The organism is Streptomyces carminius (assembly GCF_002794255.1).
Classification (GTDB): Bacteria; Actinomycetota; Actinomycetes; order Streptomycetales; family Streptomycetaceae; genus Streptomyces; species Streptomyces carminius.
The window spans coordinates 103,607-116,119 of record NZ_PGGW01000067.1 but is presented as its reverse complement, the minus strand read 5'-3'; the positions used below and the strand labels follow the sequence as shown (position 1 = coordinate 116,119).

General features: G+C 74.9%; 10 protein-coding genes. All 10 read left to right on the top strand.

All coding sequences use genetic code 11. The features are described 5' to 3' along the window. Positions 1-148: 148 nt before the first annotated feature. Positions 149-1,441, top strand: a complete 1,293-nt coding sequence (locus tag CUT44_RS24855) for a beta-ketoacyl-[acyl-carrier-protein] synthase family protein (protein WP_100204171.1) — start codon at positions 149-151, stop codon at positions 1,439-1,441. A gap of 43 nt (positions 1,442-1,484) precedes the next feature. Beyond that, positions 1,485-3,287: a CoA-transferase gene (locus CUT44_RS24850; RefSeq protein ID WP_233221643.1), complete on the top strand. Its 1,803-nt coding sequence runs from the start codon at positions 1,485-1,487 to the stop codon at positions 3,285-3,287. Next, positions 3,284-4,381: a 3-oxoacyl-ACP synthase III family protein gene (locus CUT44_RS24845; protein WP_100204170.1), complete on the top strand. Its 1,098-nt coding sequence runs from the start codon at positions 3,284-3,286 to the stop codon at positions 4,379-4,381. The genes CUT44_RS24850 and CUT44_RS24845 overlap by 4 nt, the downstream gene beginning before the upstream one ends. Next, positions 4,378-5,394 (top strand): ketoacyl-ACP synthase III, encoded by a 1,017-nt coding sequence (locus tag CUT44_RS24840; protein ID WP_100204169.1) that lies wholly within the window; start codon positions 4,378-4,380, stop codon positions 5,392-5,394. Before CUT44_RS24845 ends, CUT44_RS24840 begins: the two co-directional genes overlap by 4 nt. A 46-nt stretch (positions 5,395-5,440) precedes the next feature. Then, the gene (locus CUT44_RS24835) at positions 5,441-6,277 is read left to right on the top strand and encodes an SDR family NAD(P)-dependent oxidoreductase (RefSeq protein WP_100204168.1); all 837 of its coding nucleotides are present in this window, start codon (positions 5,441-5,443) and stop codon (positions 6,275-6,277) included. Positions 6,278-6,353: 76 nt separating this feature from the next. Continuing rightward, complete coding sequence (locus CUT44_RS24830; RefSeq protein ID WP_100204167.1) at positions 6,354-7,502, top strand: CaiB/BaiF CoA transferase family protein; 1,149 nt, start codon at positions 6,354-6,356, stop codon at positions 7,500-7,502. Between the two features lie 127 nt (positions 7,503-7,629). Continuing rightward, positions 7,630-8,622: a 3-oxoacyl-[acyl-carrier-protein] synthase III C-terminal domain-containing protein gene (locus CUT44_RS24825; RefSeq protein ID WP_100204166.1), complete on the top strand. Its 993-nt coding sequence runs from the start codon at positions 7,630-7,632 to the stop codon at positions 8,620-8,622. Between the two features lie 109 nt (positions 8,623-8,731). Further along, complete coding sequence (locus tag CUT44_RS24820) at positions 8,732-10,024, top strand: beta-ketoacyl synthase N-terminal-like domain-containing protein (RefSeq protein WP_100204165.1); 1,293 nt, start codon at positions 8,732-8,734, stop codon at positions 10,022-10,024. Next, positions 10,021-11,562 carry an SDR family NAD(P)-dependent oxidoreductase gene (locus CUT44_RS24815; protein ID WP_100204164.1) on the top strand — a complete coding sequence of 514 codons (1,542 nt, stop codon included), beginning with the start codon at positions 10,021-10,023 and terminating at the stop codon, positions 11,560-11,562. Before CUT44_RS24820 ends, CUT44_RS24815 begins: the two co-directional genes overlap by 4 nt. A 2-nt stretch (positions 11,563-11,564) precedes the next feature. Then, positions 11,565-12,506, top strand: a complete 942-nt coding sequence (locus tag CUT44_RS24810; RefSeq protein ID WP_100204163.1) for an SDR family NAD(P)-dependent oxidoreductase — start codon at positions 11,565-11,567, stop codon at positions 12,504-12,506. Positions 12,507-12,513: the final 7 nt, after the last annotated feature.

The following is a 12,513-nucleotide window of genomic DNA, read 5'->3' as shown; positions in this document are numbered from 1 at the left end:
CCGAGTACCCGGAAACCCTGTTCCGCACCGCGTTCCGGCGATTTCCTTGGAGGAGCGGAAGATGCGGATGAGAACAGAAAGAATGTGCCGCGAGAGCGAAGTCGTCCACCCGAGCGGATCAGAATTCCGAGCAATAGGGGCAGGGTGCATGGAAAACACCGCGAGAAACGCCGCCACCAAGTATGAAGCCGTCCGGATAACCGGGCTGGGATTCCTGCTCCCGGGGGCGGACACCGTGACGGCGGTCTGGCGCCATCTGTCGGAGGGGAACTCGCAGCTCGGCCCCATCCCGGCCGAACTCGGCGGCACGACCGGGGTGTTCTCCGCCGGGCGGGTCACCGGGTTCGACCACCGCGACTACCTCACCGACCTTCCGGACAACTTCACCAAGCGCTACAGCCGGGACATCCTCCTGGCGATGTCCGCGGTCGAGAACGCCCGGTCCGACGCCGGGCTCGACACCGCCGACGCCGTCGCCCCGGACCGCATGGGAGTGATCGCCTCCAGCGCGCGGGGGCCGGCCGAGTGGTGGTACCAGGCGGCGTCGGGCCACGACCTGGGCACCACCTGGCCGACCGTCACCCCGGACCGGGCGATCTTCGCCTCGCTGCCGGGCACCCCCGCCACGCTGAGCGCCATCCGGATCGGCGCACAGGGCCTGGTGACCACCGTGAGCAACGCCTGCGTGGGCGGCCACCAGGCCCTGGCGCTGGCCGCCGACCAGATCGAGCGCGGCGCGGCCGACGTGATGTACGTCATCGGCTACGACCTGCCGCTGGTCCCCTCGGTGCTCCAGGTGTACTCGGCCCCGGGCAGCACGGTGCTGAGCCAGGAGCGGGACGCGCGGCGCGCGGTCAAGCCGTACCACAAGGACCGGGACGGCTTCGCCCTCGGCGAGGGGGCGGTCGTGGTGGTCCTGGAGAGCGAGACCCACGCGCGGGCCCGCGGCACGGCCGGATACGCCGCGCTGCGGGCGGCGCACAGCATCAACGAGGCCGCGCACGCGACACGGATGGACCTCTCCGGGCGCAGCACCGCCCGGATGATGGCGGAACTGCTCGACACGGCCGGCCGGCGCCCCGGGGCCGTCGACTACATCTGCGGCCACGGCACCGCGACCCGCTACAACGACGTCTGCGAGAGCAGGGCGCTGTCCCACCTCTACGGCGAGAGGCGGTCGCTCTGGCCGCCGATCGGATCGAACAAACCGATCTTCGGACATCTGCTCGGCGGCGCGGGCCTCCTCAACTGCGCCGCCGTCGCCCTGATGCTGTGGCGGCAGTGCCTGGCTCCCACGATCAACAGCGAGGAGCCGGACCCGGAGTGCGCCCACGACCACGTGGCGGAAGGCGCCCGCCCCGCCCGGCTGCGCTCGGCCGTGTCGCTGGCCTTCGCCATCGGCAGCCAGAGCTCCTCGGTCCTGCTGGAGGCCGCCGAGTGACCCCGTGCGACCGCGCCGGGGGCCCGGGGAAGGGCGGGGCTCCGTGAACGGCGGGTGCGAGACCGGGGTGCACCGGGCGTCCGGACCCGACGAGCTGTGCGCAAAGTTCCTCGGACCGGGCGACCACCTCCACATCGCCTCGACCATGTCCCGGCCGAACGTCCTGGTGCTGGCCGTGGCCCGGGTGTTCGGCGCCCGCGGCCGGTTCACGGTGAGCAGCAACGCGCTGCACGCCGGTGTGCACGCGCTGACGATGGCCGGCGCCGTACGGCATGCCGTCACCGGCTTCGCCGGCGACACCGTGCCGTACTCCGCGCCCAACCGGCTCTACCGGGACCTCGCCGAGGGCCGCCCCTTCACCGTGGAGGAGTGGAGCCTGCTGTCGCTGGTCCAGCGGCTCGTCGCCGGGGCCACCGGTCTGCCGGCCGCGGTCACCTCCTCACTGGCCGGTTCGGACCTGCCCCGCGGCGCGTCCCCGGGAGCCGTCCGGACACCGGCCCCGGCGGGGACCCCGGCGACTCCCCCGGCGGCTGCCGCGACGCAGGCCGGCCCGCCGGACGGGGACACCCGGCCCGGACTGCTGATCCCCCCGCTGCGGCCGGACGTCACCCTGCTGCACGCCCAGTGCGCCGACCGGCGGGGAAACCTGTACCTCGCCGGTCCGCTGGGTGAGGGGCCGTGGGGCGCGCTGGCCGCCCGCAGAGGGGTGCTCGCCACGGTGGAGCGGGTGGTGGACGAACCGCCCGCCGGAGCGGACTGCTCGATACCGGCCGACCGCGTGCTCGCGCTGGCCGTGTGTCCCTGGGGCGCCCACCCGCAGGGGCTGGCACCGCTGCGGTCCGCCGGGGTGGCCGGCTATCTGGACGACTACGCCTTCCTCGCCGACCTCGCGGCGGCCTGCCGGACCCCGCGGGACACCGAGCGGTGGTTCCGGCACTGGGTGGGCGAGGTGACCGGCCACGACGACCACCTCGCACGGCTCGGACCGCGGCGGCTGGCCGGCCTCCGCCTGGACGGAGCCGCCCCGACGGCCGGGCCGGATCCGGCGGCCGGGCGGACGGCCCCCGCGCCCCGGGCCGTACCCGCCGCCGCCCCGGAGCGTACGGGGCCGCCGACACCGCGGGAGCGGCACATCGTCCTCGCCGCGCGCGCGATCGCGCGGCGGGTGCTGGACCGGGGCTACCGGACCGCCCTGGCGGGCATCGGCACCGCGCACGTCGCGACCTGGCTCGCCGCCGGGCTGCTCGCGGAGCGCGGGGTGCGCCTCCAGGTCTGCGCGGAGCTCGGGATGATCGACTTCTCCCCCGAGCCCGGCGACACCTTCCTGTTCTCCCAGCGGCATGTCGCCCGCTGCCGGCGGACCGGCGGGATCCTCGACGTCCTGGGCGGCCTGGCCGGCGGCGGCGCGGGCCGCACCCTGGGCGTGCTGTCCACCGCCCAGATCGACGCCGCCGGGGCGCTGAACACCAGCCGGCGCGGTGACGGGCGGTTCCTCGTCGGCTCCGGGGGCGCCAACGACATCGCCTCGCACGTGGACACGATCGTCGTGGCCCCGGCCTCGCCGCGCCGCTACGTGCCGGCGGTGGACTTCGTCACCAGCCCCGGGCACAACGTCCGCTGTGTGGTGGCCGAGTTCGGCGCCTTCACCAGGGAGCACGCCGCCGAGCCGTTCACCCTGACGTCGTGGAGCCCGCCGCCCGGCTCCGGCGGCACACCGCGGTCCGTGATCGAGGACCTCACCAGCTGGAAACCGCTCGTCGCCCGGGAACTCCCGACCGAGGACGCCGTCACGGCCGGGGAACTCGACAGGCTGCGGGCCCTGGACCCCGAAGGGGTGTACCGATGAAGACACCGACGAGGCCGCGCACCGAGCGGCCCGCGTCCGGCCCGGCGGTGCCGGGCGCGCCCGTGGTCCTGGCCGGGGTCGGCCACGACTTCCCCGGCGAGCCGGTCGGGAACGACTACTTCGAGAACCTGCCGGGCCTGGACGTGGACGACGCGTGGATACGCCGGCACACGGGCGTCGCCACCCGGCACTGGGTGCCCGAGGACCAGCGGCCGGTCGACCCGGCCGAGCGGGCGGCACGGCAGGCGCTCCGGGACGCCGGGCTGGAGCCCGGGGACGTCGACGTGATCATCGGCACCAGCGCCACCGCCCGGCCCCGGGTCAACCCCACCTCGCCGGGCAACCGCTACATGGACGTGGCGCTGCCCGTACAGCGCAGGCTGCACGCGGTCAACGCGTTCTGCCTGGACGTGACCGGAGTGGCGTGCGCCGGCTTCCTCAACGCCAGCGCGGTCGCCAAGGGGCTGCTCGCCACCACCTCCACCCGCACCGCCCTGGTGGTGTGCACGGAGAACCCCAGACCGATCCTCAACTTCTCCTACCGCAACTGCGTTCTCTTCGGCGGCGGTGCCGCCGCCGGCGTCTGGCGGGTCAGTGAGGACGGCACCGACGGCATCCAGGCCCTGGCCCTGCACTCGGACGCCTCGTACTACGACGCCTTCGACATCGACGACCAGGACAAGATGGTGATGAAGGGCAAGGTCGTCGGCGACACCGCCCCGCCCCTGCTGCGCAAGGTCACCGACGAGGCGCTGACCCGGGCCGGACTGGGCCTCGACGACATCGACTGGGTCATTCCGCACCAGGGGAACATCAACCTGATCCGGGACGTGGCCGGCCTGCTCGGCCTCCCGGAGGACCGAACGCTCCTCAACATCGGCCGCCGGGGCAACACCTCCAGCGTCAGCGTGCCGGGCTGCCTGTCCGAGTACGTCCACGACGGCACGGTCCGCCGCGGCGACCGGTTGCTGAGCATGGCCATCGGGCGCGGGTTCAGCACGGGCGCGATGGTCTTCAGCTACGGGTCGCCGCGGCACCGGACCCGCGGCACCGCCGCTCCCGCCCCGCAGCCCTCAGGAGGCGAACACCCGTGAGCGACACCTTCCAGGACGACCACCGCGCCTGCGGCCCCGCCGTACGCAGCGCCGGTCCCCGCTGGGCACGGCACGGCCTGGCGATCACCGGCACCGGCCACTACTACCCGCGCCGCCTGGTGCACAACGACGGCGCGGAGCTGACCAGGCAGGGCAGCGCCGCCAGCGCCGCGGTGCTCGGGCGGGTGGCGGTGCGGTCCCGGCACGTCAGCGACGAGCAGGAGAGCGTTCCCTTCATGGCCTCCGCCGCGGTCACCGGGGCGCTGCGACACGCCGGGCTCCGGCCCGCCGACGTCGATCTGCTGATCCTGAGCAACTGGACGACCCCGCCGTACATGCCCGAGTACGCGCCCCAGGTGGCCGACCGGATCGGGGCCGGCGCCTGTCTGGCCTTCGACGTGTCCGCCGCCTGCGCGGGCTTCGTGCACGGTGTCCAGCTGGCGGCCGGCCACTTCGTGGCCATGCCGGAGATCCGTACCGCCGTGGTGGTCGCGGCCGAGCAGTTCAGCAGGCGCGCCCGCCCGGGCAGCAAGGGCGAGCTGGTCTGCGGGGACGCGGCCGGCGCCGTCGTCCTGGAGCGCTCGGGCCGGACGGGGACCGGGCTGCTGGACTCCGTGCTCGCCAGCGACGGCAGCCGCAGTGAGCTGGTGACCGTACGGATGCCGGAGGCGTGGATCACCAGCAAGCCCGATCTGCCCGAGCACGCCGCCGCCGGTCTGCTGCGGGCCTGCGAGGAGTTGCTGGACCGCAACGGGCTCACTCCCGGGGACATCGACTGGTGGGTGCCGCACCCCGGCACCGACCTCGTGCACGAGCGGCTGCGGGCGTCCCTGGGGGTGCCGCACGAACGGTTCGCGTTCAACTTCCACGACCGGGCCAACACCGCCAGCGCGTCGATTCCCACCGTCCTGTCCGAGTTCGTCGAGGCCGGGCTGTTCCGGCCGGGCCATCTGGTGCTGGCCCCGGCCATCGGCTCCGGCTGGTACCACGGCGCGCTGCTGTTCCGGCTGTGACGGCGACCGCGCCGGAACGGCACGACGAGAGGCGGGGAGGCACCACATGACGACACCGGCACCCGGGGCCCGGCCACCGGAGCGGAGACCGGAGCGGGAGCCGCGCAGGGCCGTCGTGGTCGGCGGGAGCCGGGGCATCGGGGCCGCCGTCGCCCTCCGGTTCGCCGCGGAGGGCCTGGACACCGCGGTGGCCGCGCGCGACCCGGAGCAGCTGAACGGACTGCGCGACCACGCGCGCGAGCTGGGACTCGGACTGACGGTCCACCAGGTGGACGTGCGCTCGGCGGAGAGCGTGGACGGCCTGTTCGCCGCGCTCACCGAGGGCGGCGGCGTCGACGTCTGCGTCAACGCCGCCGGACGCAACCTGTCCCGGAGACTGATCTCACCGCCCCGCGACGGCTCGCGGACCTGGCGCACGCACGGCGAGCAGGACTGGCGGGACGTCGTCGACCTGTGCCTGACCGGGACCTTCCTGGTGGGCAGGGCCGCGGCGGCGGCGATGGCCGCCGCCGGGCGCGGCGGCGTCATCGTGCCGGTCGTCAGCTGCACCTGGCGGGGCTCGTGGGGGCAGTCCGCGTACGCCGCGGCGAAGGCGGGGGTGGTGTCGCTGACCCGCAGCTGGGCGCTGGAACTGGGCGAGTACGGCATCCGTGTCGTGGCGATCGCGCCGGGCGTGGTCGACGGCGCGGCGCTGCGGGAGAAGTGCGCGGCCGTACCGGCACACGCGGCGTTCATGGACCGGCTGCGCGCGCAGGTGCCGCTGGGCAGGTTCGCGGACGAGTCGGAGGTCGCCGAGACCGCCCTCCACGCGGTGCGCAACACCTATCTGACCGGGACGGTGCTCGACGTCGACGGCGGGGGCTTCCCGGGCCGTGTCCGGTGAGCGCGGCCCCCTCCCGGGACCGGCAGGACACGAGCGGCAGGACACGAACCGCAGGACACGAGCAGGAGGGCGACGCGTGACCCATCAGGAGAGCCGCCGCACACCGGCCGGCGCACCGGCCGCGGCAGGCCCGCTGGCCGGTGTGCGGGTCGTGGAACTGGCCGGCCTCGGCCCGGCCCCGTTCTGCGGCATGCTGCTGGCCGACCTCGGCGCCGACGTGGTCGTCGTCGACCGCCCCGGCCCCGCCGACGAGGAAACGGCCCGCCACAACCTGCTGAACCGGGGCAAGCGCTCCGTCGTCGCGGACCTGAAGGACCCCGCGGGCCGGCGTACGGTGCTCGGTCTCGCGGCCCGGGCCGACGTGCTGATCGAGGGGTTCCGCCCCGGTGTGGCCGAACGCCTCGGAGTGGGCCCGCGCCAGTGCCACGACCGCAACCCGGCCCTGGTCTACGGCCGGATGACCGGCTGGGGCCAGGACGGACCGCTGGCCCACTCGGCCGGGCACGACATCGGCTACATCGCGCTGACCGGCGCGCTGCACGCGGTCGGACGGGCCGGGGAGGCCCCCCGCGTCCCGCTGAACCTGGTGGGCGACTTCGGCGGCGGCGGCATGTACCTGGCCGTCGGGGTGCTCGGCGCGCTGCTCCGCGCCCGGCAGGACGGCACCGGCCAGGTCGTGGACGCCGCGATCGTCGACGGCGCCAGCCACCTCACCACCATCCTGTACGGCATGCTCGCCGCCGGGCAGTGGCGGGACGAGCGGGGGGTGAACCTGCTGGACTCCGGGGTGCCCTACTACGACGTCTACGAGACCGCCGACGGCGGGCACATGGGCGTCGGCGCCCTGGAACCCCGGTTCTACGCCGAGTTCGTGCGCCTGCTGGGCGTCCGGGACCAGGTGCCGCCGCACCGCGAGCCGTCGGTCTGGCCGCAGCTGCGGAAGGTCTTCGCCGAGGCGTTCCGCACCCGGACCCGGCGGGAGTGGACGGAGGTGTTCGCGGGGACCGACGCGTGCGTGGCCCCGGTGCTGTCCTTCCAGGAGGCCCTGGCGGACCCGCATCTGACCGCCCGGGGGACCTTCACCACCGTCGGCGGCGTGCCCCAGCCCGCGCCCGCGCCCCGGTTCTCCGGGACCCCCGCCGCGGTACCGGGCCGGCCGCCCGTACCGGGCGAGCACGGCGCGGAGGTGCTCGCCGAGTGGGACGTGGCCGGTGCGGCCGGCTGACCGGCCCCGGGGGCCGGTACCGGTACCCCGGGTCACATCCGGCGTCCGCAGTCGGTACCCGCGGGCCGCGGACACCCGCGGCACCCGTCCATAGGCTCCGAACCACTCACCCCAGGAGGCACAGGCAATGCTCGACGGAGAGATCTGGAAGACCAGCGGCATCCAGTTCTCCGGCTTCGGCCGGTACTTCCCCCGGGAACTGCTGTCCAACGAGGGGGTCGAGGCCCGGCACACCACGGAGACCGAGCGGAAGGTGCTCGGTTCCGGCGGGGTACGCACCCACCACCGGGCCGCGGAGGACGAGGACATCGGCTACATGGCCACCGCTGCGGCCGGCGCGGCGCTCGCGGACGCCGGCCTCGACGGCTCCGAGGTGGACGTGCTGATCCTCAGCAACTGGACCGACCGGTGGTGCGCCCCGGAGTGGGGCGCCCAGGTCGCCACCGGGATCGGCGCCCGGCACGCCATGGGCTTCGACATCTGCACCGGCTGCGCCGGATTCGTCCACGGTGTGCACACCGCGGCGATGTACCTGGCCGGTCCCGCCCACTACCGCACGGCGGTCGTGGTGTGCTCGGAGCGCTTCTCCCGCCGGGTGCGGCCCGGTTCCAAGGGCGAGATGGTGGTCGGGGACGGCGCCGGCGCCGTGGTGCTCCGCCGCACCGGCGACGGGGGCGACGGGGACGAGGGAGGTGACGGGCCCGGGCTGATCGACTCCATCATGCGCAGCGACGGCACGCTGTCCCACATGACCACGGTGCACCCCGGCAACGGCTGGGTGCGCAGCCAGCCCGAACTCAACGAGGTCGCCGTCAAGTACGTCGTCGGCGCGGCGCAGGAGCTGCTGGAGCGCAACGGGCTCCGTGCCGGGGATGTCGACTGGGTGGTGCCGCACGCCGCGACCGAGCCGTTCAACCGGGGCTTCGAGGCGGACCTCGGCATCGACCGCGCCAGGATCCTCAACAACCTGGCCGAGCGGGGCAACACCTCCAGCGCCTCCATCCCCACCACCCTCTCCGAGAACCTGGAGAAGGGCGTCGTCAAGCGCGGCGACCTCGTCCTGTCGGTGTCGCTCGGCGGCGGCGTGTGGTGCCACGGCGGGCTGCTGTACCGCCTGTGACCGCACACCGCCGCCGTTCCGCCCCCACTCGCCCCGCACCCACTCGCCCCAACCGCACCCGCACCGTGCCCGCGCGGGCCGGCGGGAACAGACCACGAAGGAGCCGCACATGGGCAGGCCGCGCGACACCCTGGTGACGGGGATGGGATTCTGCCTCCCCGGAACCGGCGGTCTCTGCGCCGCCCGGGAGGACTTCTGGGACGTCGTCTCCACCGGCAGCCTCCTGATCGACCGCGGCGACCGGTACGCCGGCGTCATCGAGGCCGACCTGCTCGCCGAGGCCGCCGCCCGGCTGCCCGGGGTGTCACCGAGGTACCTGGCCAACTACTCGCCGGTCCAGCTCTACAGCCTGATCTCCGTCGCGGAGGCGTGCCGGGACAGCGGGCTGAGCGTCGAGGACGGCGACCTGGCGGAGGCCGGGCTGCTCAACGCCCGGCACTGCCTGGACGCGAACTTCCTGGTGCAGCAGCGGGCCCTGACCGCCGACCTGGAGACGACCACCCCGCCCGAGGCGCGCGGTCTGGTGGCCCGCAGCATGATCGGCGGGCAGCTCAACGACACCACGCTCGCCCAGGTCTCCGCGCTGCGCAACACCGGCCCCAGCTACACCGTCTCCACGTCCTGCGCCTCCGGCGGCGTCCTGTTCGGCATCGCCCAGCGGATGATCGCCGCCGGGGAGGCCGATCTGGTGCTCGTCACCGGCGCCGACCAGTACGACTCCGGCCGCCGCGCCGACTTCGACGCGGTCGCGGCCAGGGCGGTCGAGGGCCTGGACCTCTCCGACAGCGTGGGGGTCACCCACCGGATGATGCGTCCCTACGACCGCCGCACCGGCGGTCTGAACGTCGGTGACGGCGCCGCCACGATCGTCCTGGAGAGCCGGGAGCGCGTCGAGGCCACCGGACGTCTGGACCGGGCCGGCGCCGTACTGGTCAGCCAGAGCACCCGGCGCAGCCCGGTGCGCAGCACCATGGCCATCGACCAGGAGGGCGTGGGCGTGGCGCTCGCCATCGAGCGGTGCCTGGCCGGTCACCTCGACCCGGCGGAGGTCGACTACGTCAGCGGCGGCGCCGAGGGGTCACCGGTCTTCCACTCGATGGAGTCCACCGCGCTGCGCGCCGTGTTCGGCGACCGGGTGCGCGAGCTGCCGGTCAGTGTGCAGGAGGCGTGCTTCGGGCACAGCGGGTCCCCGCTGGGCTCGATGGGCGTCGCGGCCGTCACGCTGATGATGGAGCACGGGGTGATCTGCCACACCGCCGGGTGCGAGGAGCCCGATCCCGCCTGCGAGTTCGATCCGGTCGCCGACGGCAAGCCGCGCGAGGCGACCGTCGACCACGCCGTCTCGCTGAACTACGGAAGCGGCATGGTCTCCAGCGCGATCCTCCTGGAGCGCCTGCGATGAACACACTCCACCGCACCCTTCCCGGCCCGTCCGCCGCGTCCCCCGGGGCGCCGGAGCCGTACTCCCGCACCGTCGCGGTCCCGCCCGGGGACACCCCGGGGCACCGCGGCGTCCGCGAGGCGCTGCGCTCCCTGGGCCTGCGGGTCGTCACCGGCGGCACCGGCGGCACCGGTCCGCAGGCACGGGAGGAACCGCCGGGTGCCCACTGCGCGGTGCGGATCGCCAGCCCGTGGTTCGGTGCCCCGCCCGGCGGCGGGGCGGACGGGCCGCTGGACCGGGCGGCGGTGCTGGCCGCGGCCGAGCGGATGTGCGCCGCGGGCGGCGGGCGCCTGGTCCTGGTGACCGACGCCGGACGCTGGCCGGCCCTGGGCGTCGATCCGGAGACCGCCGCCGACCAGGCCGCCGACCTGCACTGGTGGAACGAACTGGCGGCCCGGGTGGCCGGCCGGGGCGTCGCCGCCAACACGGTGCGGATCGGCTACGCGCCGTTCCTCGGCCACCGGCTGCCCGCCGGACGGGAGGCCGACCTCCTGCGCTGCCAGGCCGTGCGCCGCCCCGTGGCGCCGGAGGACCTGGCCGGGGCGCTGAGCATGCTGCTGTCCCGTGCCGCCGGCAACATCGTCGGCGAGACGGTCCCGCTGGACGGCGGCCTGGAGCGGGTGGTGGTGCCCTTCGGCGGCACCGGCGGATCCCGCCACGGGCCCCCGGCCGGATCCGACCCCTGGTCGCTGCGCGGCCGCCGCTTCCTGATCACGGGGGCGAGCAGCGGCATCGGCGCCGCCTGCGCCCGGGAACTGGCCCGGCTGGGCGCCGACACGGTGCTGGCCGCCCGCCGGGCCGACCGGCTGGCGGAGCTCGCCGCACGGCTTGAGGACACCACCGGGCGGTCCGCGCACGCGGTCCCCGCGGATCTGGCCGAGCCCGGCGCCGGGGAGGCACTGCTCCGCGAGGCCGAGCGGGTCGCCGGCCCGGTCGACGGCCTCGTCCACGCCGCCGGCGCGCTGGGGCTGGACGGCCCCGGCACCGGCCGGGCCGCACGGGAGCGGCTCTACCGGCTCAACCTCTTCTCCCTCGTCGAGCTGGCGGAGGAGCTCACCGCCGGGTGGGCCCGCAGCGGTGTGCGGGGCGTGATCGTGCCCATCGGCTCCATCTCGGCGCAGATCACTCCCGTGCCGCACGTGCAGAACTACGGTGCCGGCAAGGCCGCGGTCTCCTGGTTCTCCTCACATCTGGCGATGACGGCGGCCAGGCACGGGATCCGGGTCAACACCGTGCTGCCGGCCGGGGTCACCACTCCGATGAAGGAGGCCGCGGACCCCGCCTTCGTCGAGGCGTCGATGCGGCGGGTGCCCAGCGGCCGGTTCAGCACCGTCGAGGAGGTGGCGGCGCTGGTGTCCTACCTGGCCGCGCCGGTCTCGGACTACCTGACGGGGACACAGCTTCGCATCTGCGGCGGCGTGGGCACCCTGCGCCCGCTGCCGGAGCTGGTCTCCCTGCACGACCACCCCGGCGGAGACGGACGGAAGGCGGACGAGTGAGCATGGCGGAGTACAGGGCGGCCGACCGGACGGACGGCAGGACGGACAACCGGGCGGAAGCGGTGGCCTCGGCGCCGGGAAAGACCGGCGGCGACCGTCCCCTCACCGGCCGGCTGGCCCTGATCACCGGGGCCTCCTCGGGCATCGGCGCGAGCACCGCCGTCGAGCTGGCCCGGGCCGGCGCCGATGTCGCCCTCGTGGGACGCCGCGAGAACCTGCTGGCACAGGTCCGGCGGCGGGTGCTCGACGAACAGGTCGCCGGACACGCCGTGCCCATGGACCTCTCCGTTCCCGACGCGCCCTCCCGTCTGGTGGAGCGGGTGCGCGAGACCGCCGGGCGGGACGTGGACATCCTGGTGAACAACGCCGCGGTGGCGCGCTCCGGCCCGCTGCACCAGGTCGCGCCCCGCCACTGGGACCTGGCGCTGCGGATGAACCTGACCGTGCCGTTCCAGCTCGCGAACGCCCTGCTGCCCGCCATGCGGGAGCGCGGGCACGGCTGGGTGGTCAACATCGGCTCCGTCGGCGGGCTGCGGCCCCTGCCCGGCGCCGGGCCCTACTCGGTCAGCAAGCACGCGCTGCACTATCTGACGGAACTGCTGGACCTGGAGAACCGCCCGGCCGGCGTACGCGCCCTGTGCCTGTGCCCCGGCTGGGTGCGCACCGAGATGGCCCTGGAGCCGGAGCAGGTGGGGGTGGACGAGGAACTGCTCGTCAGCGCGGACGAGTTCGCCCAGGTGGTGCGCTGGGCGGTGACCCTGCCGGCCAGGGTCAGCGTCGGCCCGGTCATCCCCGTCTACCCGACGAGCGACCGCGCCGCGCTGGACACCGTATGGCAGCGGCTGCTCGGCGGGGCGCGGCAGCCGTGGGAGGGTCCCCCGGACTCCCCGGAACCCCGGGAGAACGGCACCACCGACCGGAACGCGCCGAGCCCGGCCGGCTGAGACCGGG